This window comes from Azospirillum sp. CT11-132 (assembly GCF_047302835.1).
Lineage (GTDB): Bacteria > Pseudomonadota > Alphaproteobacteria > Azospirillales > Azospirillaceae > Azospirillum.
On sequence record NZ_JBGLZA010000003.1, the window covers coordinates 1,627,851 to 1,642,261 of the forward strand.

Annotated in this window: 17 protein-coding genes and 1 pseudogene; 11 read left to right on the forward strand and 7 right to left on the reverse strand. The window is 68.4% G+C overall.

The window, feature by feature from the left end; translation table 11 throughout:
* Nucleotides 1–115: 115 nt before the first annotated feature.
* From rfaD to ACCD06_RS13505, 5 genes are all read left to right on the forward strand, one after another.
* Nucleotides 116–1,102: an ADP-glyceromanno-heptose 6-epimerase gene (gene rfaD / locus ACCD06_RS13485; protein ID WP_413341203.1), complete on the forward strand. Its 987-nt coding sequence runs from the start codon at nucleotides 116–118 to the stop codon at nucleotides 1,100–1,102.
* Nucleotides 1,103–1,113: 11 nt separating this feature from the next.
* Nucleotides 1,114–1,935, forward strand: a complete 822-nt coding sequence (gene lgt / locus ACCD06_RS13490; protein ID WP_413341205.1) for a prolipoprotein diacylglyceryl transferase — start codon at nucleotides 1,114–1,116, stop codon at nucleotides 1,933–1,935.
* 4 nt (nucleotides 1,936–1,939) lie between these two features.
* Complete coding sequence (locus ACCD06_RS13495) at nucleotides 1,940–3,079, forward strand: class I SAM-dependent methyltransferase (RefSeq protein WP_413341207.1); 1,140 nt, start codon at nucleotides 1,940–1,942, stop codon at nucleotides 3,077–3,079.
* A 132-nt stretch (nucleotides 3,080–3,211) separates the two neighbouring features.
* Nucleotides 3,212–3,979: a peptidoglycan editing factor PgeF gene (gene pgeF / locus ACCD06_RS13500; RefSeq protein WP_413341209.1), complete on the forward strand. Its 768-nt coding sequence runs from the start codon at nucleotides 3,212–3,214 to the stop codon at nucleotides 3,977–3,979.
* A 202-nt stretch (nucleotides 3,980–4,181) separates the two neighbouring features.
* Nucleotides 4,182–5,117: a ribose-phosphate pyrophosphokinase gene (locus tag ACCD06_RS13505; protein WP_085090015.1), complete on the forward strand. Its 936-nt coding sequence runs from the start codon at nucleotides 4,182–4,184 to the stop codon at nucleotides 5,115–5,117.
* Between the two features lie 75 nt (nucleotides 5,118–5,192).
* Here ACCD06_RS13505 and ACCD06_RS13510 read toward each other — a convergent pair whose 3' ends face one another.
* Nucleotides 5,193–5,390: a helix-turn-helix domain-containing protein gene (locus ACCD06_RS13510; protein WP_413341212.1), complete on the reverse strand. Its 198-nt coding sequence runs from the start codon at nucleotides 5,388–5,390 to the stop codon at nucleotides 5,193–5,195.
* A gap of 102 nt (nucleotides 5,391–5,492) precedes the next feature.
* Here ACCD06_RS13510 and ACCD06_RS13515 point away from each other — a divergent pair.
* The 3 genes and pseudogenes from ACCD06_RS13515 to ACCD06_RS13525 all read left to right on the forward strand — a co-directional run.
* A pseudogene (locus tag ACCD06_RS13515) lies at nucleotides 5,493–5,597 on the forward strand (helix-turn-helix domain-containing protein); the annotation flags it as partial.
* 70 nt (nucleotides 5,598–5,667) lie between these two features.
* Nucleotides 5,668–6,141 carry a helix-turn-helix transcriptional regulator gene (locus tag ACCD06_RS13520; protein WP_413341214.1) on the forward strand — a complete coding sequence of 158 codons (474 nt, stop codon included), beginning with the start codon at nucleotides 5,668–5,670 and terminating at the stop codon, nucleotides 6,139–6,141.
* 118 nt (nucleotides 6,142–6,259) lie between these two features.
* Nucleotides 6,260–6,535 carry a hypothetical protein gene (locus ACCD06_RS13525; protein ID WP_413341216.1) on the forward strand — a complete coding sequence of 92 codons (276 nt, stop codon included), beginning with the start codon at nucleotides 6,260–6,262 and terminating at the stop codon, nucleotides 6,533–6,535.
* Between the two features lie 6 nt (nucleotides 6,536–6,541).
* Here ACCD06_RS13525 and ACCD06_RS13530 read toward each other — a convergent pair whose 3' ends face one another.
* The gene (locus ACCD06_RS13530) at nucleotides 6,542–6,931 is read right to left on the reverse strand and encodes a carboxymuconolactone decarboxylase family protein (RefSeq protein ID WP_109157692.1); all 390 of its coding nucleotides are present in this window, start codon (nucleotides 6,929–6,931) and stop codon (nucleotides 6,542–6,544) included.
* 290 nt (nucleotides 6,932–7,221) lie between these two features.
* Here ACCD06_RS13530 and ACCD06_RS13535 point away from each other — a divergent pair, with 290 nt between their 5' ends.
* Together ACCD06_RS13535 and ACCD06_RS13540 are read left to right on the forward strand one after the other, a co-directional pair.
* Nucleotides 7,222–7,998, forward strand: a complete 777-nt coding sequence (locus ACCD06_RS13535; RefSeq protein ID WP_413341217.1) for a molecular chaperone — start codon at nucleotides 7,222–7,224, stop codon at nucleotides 7,996–7,998.
* Nucleotides 7,999–8,172: 174 nt separating this feature from the next.
* Entirely contained in the window at nucleotides 8,173–10,326 is a 2,154-nt protein-coding gene (locus tag ACCD06_RS13540) for an ATP-binding protein (RefSeq protein WP_413341218.1), read from the forward strand.
* Here ACCD06_RS13540 and ACCD06_RS13545 read toward each other — a convergent pair.
* Together ACCD06_RS13545 and ACCD06_RS13550 are read right to left on the reverse strand one after the other, a co-directional pair.
* Entirely contained in the window at nucleotides 10,319–10,558 is a 240-nt protein-coding gene (locus ACCD06_RS13545) for a hypothetical protein (RefSeq protein ID WP_136704419.1), read from the reverse strand. The two genes, ACCD06_RS13540 and ACCD06_RS13545, sit on opposite strands and share 8 nt — an antisense overlap.
* Before the next feature lie 173 nt (nucleotides 10,559–10,731).
* Nucleotides 10,732–10,956 carry a hypothetical protein gene (locus ACCD06_RS13550; protein WP_085090721.1) on the reverse strand — a complete coding sequence of 75 codons (225 nt, stop codon included), beginning with the start codon at nucleotides 10,954–10,956 and terminating at the stop codon, nucleotides 10,732–10,734.
* A gap of 364 nt (nucleotides 10,957–11,320) precedes the next feature.
* On the opposite strand from ACCD06_RS13550, the gene ACCD06_RS13555 reads away from it, so the two are divergent.
* Nucleotides 11,321–11,689 carry a hypothetical protein gene (locus ACCD06_RS13555; RefSeq protein ID WP_109157690.1) on the forward strand — a complete coding sequence of 123 codons (369 nt, stop codon included), beginning with the start codon at nucleotides 11,321–11,323 and terminating at the stop codon, nucleotides 11,687–11,689.
* Between the two features lie 5 nt (nucleotides 11,690–11,694).
* On the opposite strand, the gene ACCD06_RS13560 is transcribed toward ACCD06_RS13555, so the two are convergent.
* Genes ACCD06_RS13560 through ACCD06_RS13570 form a run of 3 tightly spaced genes read right to left on the reverse strand, consistent with a single transcriptional unit; the run spans nucleotide 11,695 to nucleotide 14,329 of the window.
* Entirely contained in the window at nucleotides 11,695–12,657 is a 963-nt protein-coding gene (locus tag ACCD06_RS13560; RefSeq protein WP_413341221.1) for an ABC transporter ATP-binding protein, read from the reverse strand.
* Complete coding sequence (locus ACCD06_RS13565; protein WP_413341223.1) at nucleotides 12,654–13,622, reverse strand: HlyD family secretion protein; 969 nt, start codon at nucleotides 13,620–13,622, stop codon at nucleotides 12,654–12,656. Before ACCD06_RS13565 ends, ACCD06_RS13560 begins: the two co-directional genes overlap by 4 nt.
* Entirely contained in the window at nucleotides 13,619–14,329 is a 711-nt protein-coding gene (locus ACCD06_RS13570; protein WP_413341225.1) for a TetR/AcrR family transcriptional regulator, read from the reverse strand. Before ACCD06_RS13570 ends, ACCD06_RS13565 begins: the two co-directional genes overlap by 4 nt.
* Nucleotides 14,330–14,411: the final 82 nt, after the last annotated feature.

The following is a 14,411-nucleotide window of genomic DNA, read 5'->3' on the forward strand; positions in this document are numbered from 1 at the left end:
GCGGGGGAGGATTGAGGTGGGGGCATCGCCAGCCCGCACGCCCCCAACCTTGCCCCGCCCGCCCCGCCCGCCTATAAGTCCCCACGAAACGCGTCGAGCAACAGCGGACAGCGCTATGATCGTGGTCACCGGCGGGGCCGGCTTCATCGGGTCCAACCTTGTCGCGGCATTGGCTGCGCGCGGCATCACCGACGTGGCGGTCATCGACCGCTTCCGTGACGGCGAGAAGTGGCAGAACCTCGCCAAGCGCGAGGTCGCGGCCCTGGTGCCGCCGGAGCAGACGCTGGCCTTCCTCGACCAGCATGCGGCGGAGATCGACACCGTCTTCCATCTCGGCGCCATCTCCGCCACCACCGAGCGGGACGTCGACAAGATCGTCGCCAACAACGTCGCGCTGACGCTGGACCTGTGGCGCTGGTGTTCCTGGCGCGGCTGCCGGCTGATCTACGCCTCCTCCGCCGCGACCTATGGCGACGGTTCCGCCGGTTTCGACGATGACGGTTCCTGCGAGGGACTGGCGCGGCTGCGGCCGCTGAACGCCTATGGCTGGTCCAAGCATCTGGTCGACCGCCGCATCGCCCGCGCCGTCGCCGGCGGCGACCTCGTGCCGCCGCAATGGGCCGGGCTGAAGTTCTTCAACGTCTACGGCCCCAACGAAGCCCACAAGGGCGACATGATGAGCGTGGTCGCCAAGCTGTATCCGCAGCTGACGGCCGGCAATCCGGCGCGCCTGTTCAAGTCGCACAAGGACGGCTTCGAGGATGGAGGCCAGCTGCGCGACTTCATCCATGTCGACGACTGCGTCGCGGTGATGCTGTGGCTGTACGACCATCCGGAGGTCAGCGGCCTGTTCAATGTCGGCACCGGCAAGTCGCGCAGCTTCAAGGACCTCGCGCTGGCGACCTTCGCCGCTCTGGGGCTGCCTCCCCGGATTGAGTACTTCGACATGCCTGAGCATCTGCGCGGCAAATACCAATATTTCACGCAGGCGACGACGGATCGCCTGCGCGCCGCCGGGTTCGACCAGCCCTTCACCGAGCTGGAGGAGGGTGTCCGGCGCTATGTGCAGGATTTCCTGTCGCAGCCCGACCCGTACCGCTGACCGGAGTTCCTATGTTCGCCACCCTGCCAGTCGTCGCCTTTCCCACCATCGATCCGGTCGCCATCGCCGTCGGCCCAGTCGTCGTCCGCTGGTACGCGCTGGCCTATCTGGCCGGGTTCGTGCTGGGCTGGCGCTATTGCATGGGGCTGGCGCGGCTCGACCCCGATCTGCGGCCCAAACCCGAGGAGTTTGACGACTTCCTGACCTGGGCGGTGATCGGCACCATCCTGGGCGGGCGGATCGGCTATGTGCTGTTCTACAACCTGCCCTACTACATGGAAAATCCGCTGGACGCCCTTCAGGTCTGGCATGGAGGCATGTCCTTCCATGGCGGCATGGTCGGCGTGCTGACGGCCATCGGGCTGTTCTGCTGGCGCCGCGGCATCTCGCCCTTCGTCTTCGGCGACATCATCGCCGCCTGCGCGCCGATCGGGCTGTTCTTCGGCCGCATCGCCAACTTCATCAATGGCGAGCTGTATGGCCGGCCGGCCCCCGACTTCGCCTATGCCATGGTGTTCCCGCGCGATCCGTTGCAGGTGCCGCGCCATCCCAGCCAGCTTTACGAGGCGGCGCTGGAAGGCGTGGTGCTGTTCATCCTGCTGGCGATCGCCATCCGCACCCCGGCGCTGCGCCACCGGCCGGGCACGGTCGGCGGGCTGTTCCTGATCGGCTACGGCCTGTCGCGCATCACCGTGGAGTTCTTCCGCGAACCCGACCCGCAGTTGGGCTTCCTGTTCGCCGGCGCGACGATGGGACAGCTGCTGTCGCTGCCGATGCTGGCCATCGGGTTGTGGCTGGTCGTGCGCGGCCGGCGCCACGCTCTGCCGGCCTGACGCCATGGCGGGGGATGAGAGCGCCGCTCCGGACAGTCTGGCCCGCCTGCTGGCCCGCCGCATCGTGATGGACGGGCCGATCAGCGTCGGCGCCTTCATGGCGGAGGCGCTGGGCCATCCGCGTTTCGGCTACTACATGCGGCGCGACCCGTTCGGCAAGGGCGGCGATTTCACCACCGCGCCGGAAATCAGCCAGATGTTCGGGGAGCTGGTCGGGCTCTGGTGCGTCGATACATGGGCGCGGCTGGGCGGCCCCGGCCCCTTCCATCTGGTGGAGCTGGGTCCCGGCCGCGGCACGCTGATGGCCGACGTGCTGCGGGCGGCGGCGGTGCTGCCGCTGTTCCGCGACAACGCCATCATCCATCTGGTGGAAACCAGTCCGCACCTGCGCGAACGGCAGCGCCAGACGCTGCAGCCGATCCTGGGCGACTCCGTCCAATGGCACGACCGGCTGGAGGACGTTCCGGACGGCCCGACCATCCTGATCGCCAACGAGTTCTTCGACGCCCTGCCGATCCGTCAGGTGCAGAAGACCAACCATGGCTGGTTCGAGCGGCTGGTCGACATCGACCCCGACAGCACGGAAGGCGAGCCGCGCTTCCGCTTCGTGCTGGAGGCGTTCGGCAGCTCCGGCAGCCGGCTGGTGCCGGACGCACTCCGCGATGCGCCCGACGGCAGCGTGGTCGAGGTCTCCCCCGCATCGCAGGCGGTGGCGCGGCTGATCGGCGCCCGGCTGGCCGCGGCACCCGGCGCGGCACTGGTGATCGACTATGGCTATGCCCAGGGTCCGGCGGTCGGCGACACGCTGCAGGCGATGCGCCGCCATGCCTATGCCCCCGTGCTGGAGGCGCCGGGCGAGGCCGACCTGACCGCCCATGTCGATTTCGCCGGCATCGCCGCCGCGGCGCGGGAGGGCGGCGCCCAGTCCTTCGGCCCGGTGGAGCAGGGGGAATGGCTGACCCGGCTGGGCATCCGCCAGCGGGCCGCCGCCCTGTCGGCCAAGGCCAGCCCGGCCCAGGCGCAGGACATCCGCAGCGCGCTGGACCGCTTGATCGATCCGGCGCAAATGGGCAGGCTGTTCAAGCTGGTCGCGCTTGCCACGCCCGGAGCCTTCGCCGACGCCACCCCGCCGGCGGGCTTCTGACCAATAAGTGCCGAAACCGGTTAGAGACACCGCACCGTAACCGCCACCGGAACAATCCGGGCGGACGGTGCATCGCGGCCCCCTGCCCTGTTGGGCATGAGAGAGGCCACAGAACAGGGAAGGACGGCGTTCGTGATCACACTCGGCGCGCTGAACGACATCACACATATCCGCCACGCCTTTTTCACCCGCACCGGCGGAGTATCCACCGGGCTCTACGCCTCGCTGAACTGCGGGCTGGGCTCCAACGACTCGAGCGCCGCCGTGCATGAGAACCGCGCCCGCGCCGCGGCACGCATGGAGGTGGAGCCCGGCAATCTCGTCACCTGCCATCAGGTCCACAGCCCAACCTGCGTGGTGGTGGAGGAACCGTGGACGCCTGAGACGGCGCCGAAGGCCGACGCCATGGCGACCCGGCAGTCGGGGATCGCGCTGGGCATCCTGACCGCCGACTGCGCGCCCGTGCTGTTCGCCGACAGCAAGGCGCGGGTGATCGGCGCCGCCCATGCCGGCTGGAAGGGCGCCAAGGCCGGCGTCATCGAGGCGACCGTCGCCCGGATGGTGGAGTTGGGAGCCAAGCCGAACCGGATCGTCGCCTGCATCGGTCCCTGCATCGCCCAGCGCTCCTATGAGGTCGGCCCGGAGTTCCCCGCCCCGTTCGAAGAGGAGGACCCGCGCAACCGCGATTATTTCGCCCCGGCCCGCAAGCCCGGCCATTTCCTGTTCGATCTGGCCGCCTACGTCACGCGCCGGCTGGGCGACTCCGGCGTCACGGTGATCCAGCGCTGCCCCAACGACACGGTGGCGGAGGAAGACCGCTTCTTCAGCTATCGCCGCTCCTGCCTTCGGGGCGAATCGGATTACGGCCGCGGCCTTTCGGCCATCGTCCTGCAGACCTGAAGCAGCCCGAACGGGCAACGGTGTGGGCCACGGTCATGCCGCCCGCGCAGGGCGGCATTCCCCAATGGGGAAAGGCCACACCGTCATGGAACGTTTACATGCGCCCGGCCCTTTGTTATGGTCCGCCCCGTTTTCAAGGGGCGACGGCGTGCAAGCGTCCAACGTGCCTTGAGCCGTATCCCTGCAAAGAGAGCCGACCCCGATGAAGGTGCTTGCCGGCAACAGCAACCGTCCGCTGGCCGAGGCGATCTCCACCTGTCTCGGCGTGCCGCTGACGAAAGCGAGCGTACGCCGTTTCTCCGACATGGAGGTTTTCGTCGAGATCCTGGAGAACGTGCGCGGCGAGGACGTGTTCGTCGTCCAGTCGACCTCGGCTCCGGCCAACGACAACCTGATGGAACTGCTGGTGACGATCGATGCGCTTCGGCGCGGGTCGGCCCGGCGCATCACGGCGGTCATCCCCTACTACGGCTACGCCCGGCAGGATCGCAAGACCGGCCCGCGCACGCCGATCTCGGCCAAGCTGGTCGCCAACCTGATCACCCAGGCCGGCGCCAACCGCGTGCTGACGATGGACCTGCACGCCGGTCAGATCCAGGGCTTCTTCGACATCCCCACCGACAACCTGATGGCCGCCCCGGTCTTCGAAAAGGACATTCGCCAGTCCTTCGAGAACATCGGCGAAGTCACCATCGTGTCGCCGGACGTCGGCGGCGTGGTGCGCGCCCGCGCGCTGGCCAAGCGCCTGGACGCCGATCTGGCCATCATCGACAAGCGGCGCGAGCGCGCCGGCGTGTCGGAGGTGATGAACATCATCGGTGACGCCAACGGGCGCCGCTGCATCCTGATCGACGACATCGTCGACTCGGGCGGCACGCTGTGCAACGCCGCGGTCGCGCTGATGGAAGCCGGCGCCAAGTCGGTCCACGCCTTCTGCACCCACGGCGTCCTGTCCGGCGGTGCGGTCGCCCGCGTCGCCGTGTCGCCGCTGGAGCAGCTGGTCACCACCGACAGCATCCAGGCGACCGAAGCGGTGCGCGTGTCGCGCAACATCCGCCAGTTGACCATCGCCCCCCTGCTCGCCGAAGCGATCATGCGCATCAGCGAAGAGCGGTCGGTGTCGAGCCTGTTCTCCTAAGAGCGACAGCTTCACAAAAAAGGCCCTTTCCCATCGGGAGAGGGCCTTTTTTGTTGCGCGCGTCTTGCACCCTCCCTAACCCTCCCCCAGCCCATGGAAATCGTTCGCCGTCACCTGCCCGCCGGTGGCCGCGGCGATGCGGGCCATCACGGCGGGACGGGGGACGCGGCGGCCATGGCGGTAGCGGTTGACCGTGGCCTGGCTCGTCCCGATCAGGGCGGCAAAGGCCTCTTCCTTGGTTCCGGTCCGGGTGAGCCAGTCGTCGAGCGTCATGCCGCTATGGTTTAAACCAAGCCGAGTTCTACGCGCAACTGGCTTTATGCCGCAGTTATGGACTTTTCAAAGCCAATTTGGTATGAACGGCCCATGACCACGATGCGTGAACTGCGGCAGGCCGCCGGGTTGAGCCAGGAGAAGCTGGCCGAACTGGCGGGCACCTCCCAGCCCCAGATCAACAAGCTGGAGACCGGCCAGCGCAAGATGACCGTCGATTGGGCGGTCAAGCTCGCCCGCCCCCTGGGCGTGGAGCCGGCGCTCCTGCTCGGCCTCGATGTGCCGGCGCCCCCCGGCAGCGCCCCGCCCCGCCCGCCCGGCGCTCGCGCCGCTGCTCCGCACGGCACCGGTTCCGCAGGCGCAGGCGGCCGCCTCGATGCCGGTGCGGGCGGCGGCGCGTGGCGGGGTGGATCAGGAGATGTTCCTGGAGGACGGCCCCATCGACTGGATCGCCCGGCCCGACTACCTGAAGAACGCCCGCGATCCCTATGCCATGTATGTGGTCGGCGACTCGATGATGCCGCGCTTCCGCCCGGCCCAGCTTCTGCACGTCAACCCGCACAAGCCGCCGGCGCCGGGGTCCGGCGTGGTGGTGGTCAAGCGCAACAAGGCGGTGCTGGTGAAGGAGTTCGTGCGCCGCGGCGCCGACGCGGTGATCCTGCGCGAATACCGTCCGGCCGACCGCGAGTTCGCCGTGGCGCTGGAGGACCTCGACACCCTGCACACCGTGGTCGGCCTGCAGGAGCCCTGACGCCTATACCGCTTCGGTATCGTCTTTCGTTAGGCTGAATAGTCCATTTTGGACTATTCCTTGTTCAGCGGATCGCCGGACAGTCCGGCGCATCGAATCCGAGCAAGGAGACACGGCCATGCCCCAGCCCCATCCCCGCTTCCACCCCGGCCCGTCGGCCGGTCGCCTCGACAGCTTCAGCGAGCGCGGCGCCCGCGAACTGGCCCGCCGCATCCGCACCGCCTGGGCCAACATCGGCTGGGACGTGGAGGTGCGGGTGGAGCGCATCGCCAGCGAGGAGCTGGGCGACGGCCGCAGCATCGCTCATTTCATCGTCCGCAGCGACCTGATCAACGGCCTGCCGCAACGACGTCTGGATGGGGCGGCGGCACGGGCGCTGCCGCGCGCCGCCTGACGCCGATCACTTCAGCCGCTCGTCCAGCTCCACCTGATAGCCGACGGCAAGGCGGTTGGTCTCGTTGGCCATGCCCACCACCGCCATCAGCTCGCCGAACTGCGCGTCGGTCATGCCCAGCCGGCGCGCCGCCGCCTCGTGCGAGCGGATGCAGTATTGGCAGTTATTGGTGACGCTGACCGCGACGAAGATCATTTCCTTCACCAGCGGATCCAGCGCGCCGGGGGCCATCACCTCCTTCAGGCTGTCCCAGGTCCGCGCCAGGGTCGGCGGGTGGTGGGCGATCATCTTCCAGAAATTGTTGACGTCCGGAACGTTGCGCGTCGCCTTGATGTCGTCGTAGACGGCGCGGACTTCCGGTGCGGCATCGGCCTGTTCGATGAGGGGGAGCGGCATGGCGGCGGAAACTCCTGTGTGGGACGGGTGACTTGCGATAAGGCCGGACATCGTGTCGCAAGGCAACCGCCGGTCTATGCCCTTCCCCGATCCATCGGCCACATTGACCAATGCTTGCCCCCCTGGTAGTAGAGACTTGCAACAGATCGCGCAAACGTTCGGACGATGATCCGGCCGCAAGCGGCGGCGCAGCAAGACTTCCATAAGACACGAAAACCATTCGTGCAGCGTTCCCATGCGGCCCGGTCCCGGCATTCGCCCGATCCGGCCCGACTGCCGGGAGGAACAGCGTGGAGAGCACGGCTCTAGAAGCCCTGTCACCGCTCCGCCAGGGCGGGGTCCCCGTCACGAACCGCACCGGTTCCGGCGGCCTGGATCCGGGCGCCACCGCCGAGGGGCTGCGCCTTCTCGCCCATCTGCATGCCGAAGAGCCGACCCCCGCCCTGCTGGAGGCGCTGCGCAACGCCCCGGTCGCCCGCGGTCCCCTGGCGCTCGACCGCGATGACGCCCTGCAGGCCGCCGCCCTGGTCGACGAGGTGGTAAGCGACCTGCCGGAGCGGATCACCCGCCGCAGCCTCACCCCGCTGTCTGCCGATTTCGCCGCCATCCACCGGAGCGGCGAGCTGCGCGCCTGCCCGACCGAAGGCTCCTGGCTGGACGAGGAGTTGCGGGCCGATGCCGCCGCCTCCCTGTCCCGCTGGCGGAGCGGCCTGGAGACGGAGTTGCGGCGCTCGCCGCTCGACCGGCTGCCGGACGACCATGTCGCCGCGGAACTGGCGTTGCTGGCGGCACTGCTCGACGGCGGCCGCATGATCGATGCGGTCCGCTTTCTCGACCGTCATCCGCTGCGCTGGGTTCCCGATTTCTGCAGCCGGGTCGCCACCCGCTGCCGGGAGCCATTCTTCGCCGGCATCGCCATTCTGACCAATGCGCTGCTCGACGATCTGCGCGACCGGCTCGGCGAGGCCTGCGGACTGCCGCGGCCGGCCGAGGATGGAACCGATGTCCGCCGCCGACGCCGCTGGACCGAAGGCCGCTTTCCCCGCGCCTGCACCTGCGACCCATGACGCATCCGGCGGCGCCCTGCCGTAAAGTCGGAGTTGCCCCGCCTTAAATGCTTGGGCCATGGTGACCGGGGCGGGCTTCGCTCTGCCGGCGTGGGTCGGCACGGTCCATTTCCTTGGCAATGGTTGGTGATGCCCTTTCGCAGCTTCGACAGTCGGACCGACCGCAGGGGATCCTTGCGCCTCCTGCGCCTCCTCCTGGCGGTGTCGGTCGCCCTGCCGCTGGTGCTGTTCGTCGGCATCGGCTGGCGCGAGCGGTGGGAGGCCCAGGAAGAAGCCGAACGGAATAGCCGCAAGAACGCACTGATCCTGCACGAGCATGTGCTGAAGGTATTCGACACCATGGCCCAGGTGCTGGACCGGGTGGACGAGCGAGTCCACGGACGCAGTTGGCGCGAGATCGCCGAGTCGGAATCGCTGCACCAATATCTGCGGACGCTGAAAGGCGAACTGGACCAGATCGGCGCCATCGGGCTGACCGATCCGGATGGGATCGTGCGCAACTCCAGCCTCGTCTTCCCCTCGCGCAAGACCTATGTCGGCAATCGTGCGGATTTCCGGGAGCAGCGGGAACAAGACTCCGGTCTGCTCATCGCCGGTCCGGTTGCCGATCCCGCCACCGGCAAGCCCAGCTTCGGCATCAGCCGGCGCCGCAGCGGTCCCGGCGGCCCGGACGGCAGTTTCGACGGGATGATCGCCGCCATCGTCAATCCCGATTACTTCGCCAGCTTCTACCGGCAGGTCATCGGCGACGAGGGAGAGTCCATTTCGCTGATCCGCGAGGACGGCGCGATCCTGATGCGTTACCCCACCCTGGACCCGTCACGACCAACGGCGGCGCTGCCCACCCTGCCCGCCGACCGCGGCCTGCGCGCCGAGATCGGCAGGCATCCGGACGAGGGGATCTTCCGCACCGGGCGCAGCCATGTGCAGGGACTGTCGCGCGTGTTCGCCTACAAGCGCGTCGGCGATTTCCCGGTCTATGTCGTCTATGGGCTGGACCAGACGCAGATCGCCCGCTCCTGGTGGCGGAACATGGCGCTGGACGCCGCCTTCGTCGCCCCGGCGACACTTGCGCTGGCGCTGATCGCCTGGCTGGCCTACAGCCGCGCCGCCTCCGAAAATGCCGCCGTCCGGCGCTGGGCGGACGAGGTGCGCAACCGCGAACGGCTGGAGGAGGCACTTCGCCAAAGCCAGAAGATGGAAGCGCTGGGCCAATTGACCGGCGGCGTGGCGCACGACTTCAACAACCTGCTGACCGCCGCGCTCGCCAACCTGCATCTGATGGCCCGCCATCTGCCGGCCGAGGGCCAGCGTTTCCTGGCCGGGACGCGGACCGCGCTGGATCGGGCGGAGAAGCTGACCCGGCAACTGCTGTCCTTCTCGCGCCAGGACGCCGTCAACCTGACGGTGATCGATCTGGGCGAAAGCCTGCGCCGGATGGCCGATCTGCTGGAGCGGTCGGTTCGCGCCGACATCGCCCTGGACTGGGACATTGCCGCGCTGCCGATGCCGGTCGCCGTCGATCCGGTGCAGCTGGAAATGGCGATCCTGAACCTCGTGCTGAACGCCCGCGACGCCATGCCCGGCGGCGGACGCATCCGCGTCGCAGCATCCCCCGGGCCGGAGCCTCGCACCGCCCGCATCGCGGTTTCCGACACCGGGGCCGGCATGCCGCCGGAGGTGATGGCCCGCGCCTTCGATCCCTTCTTCACCACCAAGGGCGTCGGCAAGGGGACGGGGCTCGGGCTGTCGATGGTCTACGGCTTCGCCCGACAGTCGGGCGGCATCGCCGCCATCGACAGCCGGCCCGGCGACGGCACCTGCGTCCGCATCGACCTGCCGCTGACCGACCTGCGGCCGGCCGAACCGCCCCCAGCCCCGGCCGCTGCGGCGGCGGACCTGCGCCAGTTGCGCATCCTGGTGGTGGAGGACAATCCGCTGGTGCTGATGGCGACGGTGGAGGGGCTGACCCAGGAAGGCTTCACGGTGGAGACCGCGGAAGACGGGGTGTCGGCCTTGACCCTGCTGGAGACCGACCAGAATTTCGATCTGGTGGTGTCGGACGTCGTGATGCCGGGCGGCGTCTCCGGCATCGACCTTGCCCGCCAAATCCGCGAGCGCTGGCCGCAGTTGCGCGTGCTGCTTGCGTCCGGCTACAGCCCGGAGTCGCTGGCCACCATGGGCGCCGACACCGCGTCCGTTCTGGCGAAGCCCTTCAGCCCCGACCAGCTGGCGGCCCGCATCCGATCGCTGGTGCAGGCGGGAGCGGGATCGGCGCGGCCCGCGGGAATCACGCCAGAGGGGATTACGCCAGAGGGGATTACGTAAGGGCGCTGACGAACATCGGCGTCCACATCGCCATGCACCAGACGAGACCAAGGCACAGGCCGCGGGTCAGATCGTCGAAGGTCGGCTGCTCCAGACGGTTCAGCCTCCACATCGCATTCAGTTCCCCCGGCGTCGGCGCCTGACCGGAAGAATCGGCATCGGGACCGGCGGCGCGGCGATCGGTCGGTTCACGGCTTGCGGCTGCGCGCCGTTCAGGGTCGCGTGACAGCATGGCTGGGCCTCGCATCGATAGCGGAATGCCCAACAAGTTTGTGGCCATCGCCGCTGCCGGCCACCCTTTCTTCCGTCAGCCATTGAATTTTGTCGACATACGAAAAAAGGCCGCCATCCGCTGGACGGATGGGGCCTTTTCGCCAAGCTACCGGCCTGTTCGGCCGGAAGCGGTCACTTGCCGGGGCGGATCACCGGGGTGAGCTGGTCGCCCCAGTTGCCGGCCTCGTTGTGATAACGGGCGGTGCGCATCAGCTCCACCGTCACGCCGGCCTCGACCGCCTTGACGACGGCGTCGTTCAGGCGATGCAGGTTGTTGGCGACGATGCGGATGGCGCTTTCCTGCTCCGGAGTCAGCTCCGAGCGGTCGTCCGGCGGCGCGTCCTTGAATCCCGACATGCGTTGTTCCTTCCCCTGGATTGGGACCGCCCCGGCGGGACCGGCTGCGGTCCAGAACTTGGTCATGATCCTGCCCGGCTTCGGATGCCGGTTTCCATCATGTACCACATTGTGTGCGCCGCGACAAAGTTCCCGACGCGCCAAACGCTTGCGACCATTGGCCTCTTGCAACCGGCGAACCGCCCCCATCGCGGTTCGCCGGGGCGTTTCGCGGCAAGGCACCCGCCGGCGGTCTTTTCTTTCGAACCAAAGAAATAATGCTTCAGGGTCATGACAAAAATTCGGATTAACTCCACTGTTGACGAATCTCGATTTCAATGCCCAAATTTCGACACGAACGTAATTTCCCCACACGGAGCTTATCTTGAAGAACGTCGCCGCCAAGGCCCTGCTGGTTGCGTCCACTCTGTTCCTGCTGAATGGTGCGGCGTTCGCCGGACAGCAGGACTTCACGATCGTCAACAAGACCGGCTATCCGCTGAAGCACATCTACGTTTCTGAGAACAACAACAACAGCTGGGACGAGGACATCCTCGGCCGCGACGTCCTGGACGATGGCGAATATTTCGAAGTCGCCTTCGCCAAGGCCGAGAAGACCTGCAAGTGGGACATGAAGGTCGTCTATGACGACGGCGAGTCGGCGGTGTGGCAGGGCCTGAACCTTTGCCAGATCGCCAAGCTGACGCTCAAGTGGAACAAGAACACCGGCGTCACCTCCGCCCAGACCGAGTAAGCGTCTCAGCGGAAATTGTCGGTGCTGCGGTTCATCAGGTGGATGAAGACGTCTTCCAGCGTCGGTTCCGTCGCGGTGATCCGCAGCGCCGGCTGTCCGGTCCCCGGCTGTGCAGTCCAGGGGGCGAGCGCCCGGTCCAGTGCCGCGGCGTCGATGCCGCTGACATGCAGGCGGCTGCCGAAGACCGCGACCATCTCCACCCCCGGCTGCCCTTCCAGCGCCGCGGCAATGCGGTGCAGGCCGCTGCCGGCGACCAGACGGGTGTGCAGGCCCGATTCGGCGATGACCTGATCGACCGTGCCGGAGGTCATCAGCGTCCCATAGGCGATGTAGGCGATGCGATGGCAGCGCTCCGCCTCGTCCATGTAATGGGTGCTGACCAGCACCGTCAGCCCTTCCCCGGCCAACCGGTGGATCTCGTCCCAGAATTCCCGCCGCGCCTTGGGATCGACGCCCGCCGTCGGCTCGTCCAGCAGCAGAAGCTTCGGTTCGTGCAGGATGCAGGCGGCCAGCGCCAGGCGCTGCTTCCAGCCGCCCGACAGTTCCCCGGCCAACTGCGTGCGGCGGTTGGACAGCCCCAGCCGATCCAGCGCTTCCACCACCCGGCGGCGCCGGTCGGGCAGACCGTACATCCGGGCGACGAAATCCAGATTCTCGGCGATGCTCAGATCCTCCCAGAAGCTGAACTTCTGGGTCATGTAGCCGACCTGCCGCTTGATCGCCGCACTCTGCCGCCGGATGTCGAGGCCCAGGCAGGTGCCCTCCCCCGCGTCAGGAGTCAGCAGGCCGCACAGCAGGCGGATCGTCGTGGTCTTCCCCGATCCGTTGGGGCCGAGGAAGCCGTAGATCTCCCCGGTTTCGACCCGGATCGACACATCGTCGACCACAGTCTTGCTGCCGAAGCGCTTGACCAGCCCGCGCACGTCGATGACGGGAGTGCCGGCGGCGGGTGCGCCTTCCTCTCTCATGGCGTCGTCCCCGCCGCCCAGACATCGACCGGCAACCCCGGATTCAGTGGCCGGTCCGGCACCGCCTCCACCCGGAAGACCAGCTTCTCGCGGCTGCCGACGCTGTAGATCACCGGCGGCGTGTATTCGGCCTGGGAGGCGACCCGCGTCACCCGCGCCGACAGGCCGGGCGGGCAGCCGTCGCAGCGCACCGACAGGGTTCCCCCCGGCGCCACGCCCGCCATGGCGGTTTCCGGCACGAACAGCACCAGCCTCACCCGCTCCGGCGGCAGCAGCGACACAACCGGGGAGCCGGCCGGCACCCATTCGCCTGGATTGTAGAGCGTATCCTCCACCAGCGCCGCCGCCGGGGCGACGGGCGCCAGATCGGCGAGCCGGCGCTCCGCCTGGGCCAAAGCCGCCTCCGCCTGGGTCACCGCCTCGTCGGCCGCCCGCAGCTGGTCCGGACGGGCGGGCAGCGCCGCGACCGCCAGTTGCGCCTCCGCCTCCGCCAACTGGCCGCGGTCGCGGTCATAGGCGGCAAGGGCCTGATCAAGCTTGTCGGGGGAGGAGACCTTGCGGGCGACCAGTTCCCGCTGGCGGGCCAGTTCGGCGGTGGACAAGCGCAGAGCCGCTTCCGCCCGCGCCTTCTGTGCAGCCAGCACCGCCACCTCCTGCGGTCGCTTGCCGGTGGCGAGGTCGGCGCGTTGTGCCCGCGCCTGGGCCAGCGCCGCGGCCAGCCGGTCGCGCTCTGCCGTTGCGGTGGCACGGTCGATGGCAAACAGCGGCGCCCCGGCCGCCACCTGCGCGCCGCGGGTGACCGACAGGCTCTCCAGCATACCGGCGCTCGGGGCGGCGATGCGCAGATACTCCCCCTCCACATAGCCATGGGCGAGCGGCGGCGGCCCGCCGACCGCGAACGGCAGACCGACCGCCAGCGCGAGAGCGGCCAGCCCGTCGAGGATGGTCCCGAGAAAGCCGCTCACGGCGCACCCTCCCCTGCCCCGTCTCCCGTATCGCGCAGCAGCACCCGGCGCAGATTGTCGATGTGGATTTCCATCAGCGCCGTCACGTCCAGCGGCGGCTCGCCATCGACGCCGTCGAAGGAGGTCCGCCACACGGCGCTCATCAGCAGCGGCGCCACAATCAGGCGCACCGTGGGATCGACCTCCACGGGGCGGAATTCGCCGCTGTCGATGCCCCGCCGCAGCAGGGCGGCCAGCACACCGAAGCCGCGGCGGATCACCTCCCGGTGGTAGAAGGCGGCAAGCTCCGGGAAATTGCCGGCCTCGGCGATCACCAGCCGCGGGATGACGGCCATGCGGGTCGTCGCTATCAGCCGCGCCACCATGCGCAGAAGCCGCTCCAGCACCGGAAAGCACGGTCCGCCGGCCGCGGCGACCAACGCCTCGGCCTGTTGCAGGTTGGGCAGGATGGCGGCGCGGATCACCGCCTTGAACAGCTCGTCCTTGCTGGGAAAGTAGAGATAGAGCGTGCCCTTGCTGACGCCGGCGCGGGACGCTACCTCCTCCAGCCTCGCGGCGGCGAAACCGCGTTCGGCGAAGACATCCATCGCGGCGGCGACGATCTCCTGCGGGCGGGCCTCCTTGCGGCGGCGCCAGCGTGGCGGGTCGCCGAAGGGGACAGGACCGGAGTCGGGATCGGAGTTGGGACCGGATTGGCGGGAGGGCATGGCTCGCCCCTTTTTATAACTGACCAGTCAGTAATTAACACGACTTGGTCCTTCCACCAATGGCTAAGGTCATTGTGCGGCG

Coding starts and splice junctions, on each gene's coding strand:
- ACCD06_RS13550 (WP_085090721.1), bottom strand. CDS start 10,956: ATGTCGGGATTCAAGGACGCGCCGCCGGACGACCGCTCGGAGCTGACT.
- ACCD06_RS13570 (WP_413341225.1), bottom strand. CDS start 14,329: ATGCCCTCCCGCCAATCCGGTCCCAACTCCGATCCCGACTCCGGTCCT.
- ACCD06_RS13530 (WP_109157692.1), bottom strand. CDS start 6,931: ATGCCGCTCCCCCTCATCGAACAGGCCGATGCCGCACCGGAAGTCCGC.
- ACCD06_RS13520 (WP_413341214.1), top strand. CDS start 5,668: ATGTGCCGGCGCCCCCCGGCAGCGCCCCGCCCCGCCCGCCCGGCGCTC.
- ACCD06_RS13495 (WP_413341207.1), top strand. CDS start 1,940: ATGGCGGGGGATGAGAGCGCCGCTCCGGACAGTCTGGCCCGCCTGCTG.
- ACCD06_RS13560 (WP_413341221.1), bottom strand. CDS start 12,657: ATGAGAGAGGAAGGCGCACCCGCCGCCGGCACTCCCGTCATCGACGTG.
- ACCD06_RS13505 (WP_085090015.1), top strand. CDS start 4,182: ATGAAGGTGCTTGCCGGCAACAGCAACCGTCCGCTGGCCGAGGCGATC.
- ACCD06_RS13545 (WP_136704419.1), bottom strand. CDS start 10,558: ATGCTGTCACGCGACCCTGAACGGCGCGCAGCCGCAAGCCGTGAACCG.
- lgt (WP_413341205.1), top strand. CDS start 1,114: ATGTTCGCCACCCTGCCAGTCGTCGCCTTTCCCACCATCGATCCGGTC.
- ACCD06_RS13510 (WP_413341212.1), bottom strand. CDS start 5,390: ATGACGCTCGACGACTGGCTCACCCGGACCGGAACCAAGGAAGAGGCC.
- ACCD06_RS13525 (WP_413341216.1), top strand. CDS start 6,260: ATGCCCCAGCCCCATCCCCGCTTCCACCCCGGCCCGTCGGCCGGTCGC.
- rfaD (WP_413341203.1), top strand. CDS start 116: ATGATCGTGGTCACCGGCGGGGCCGGCTTCATCGGGTCCAACCTTGTC.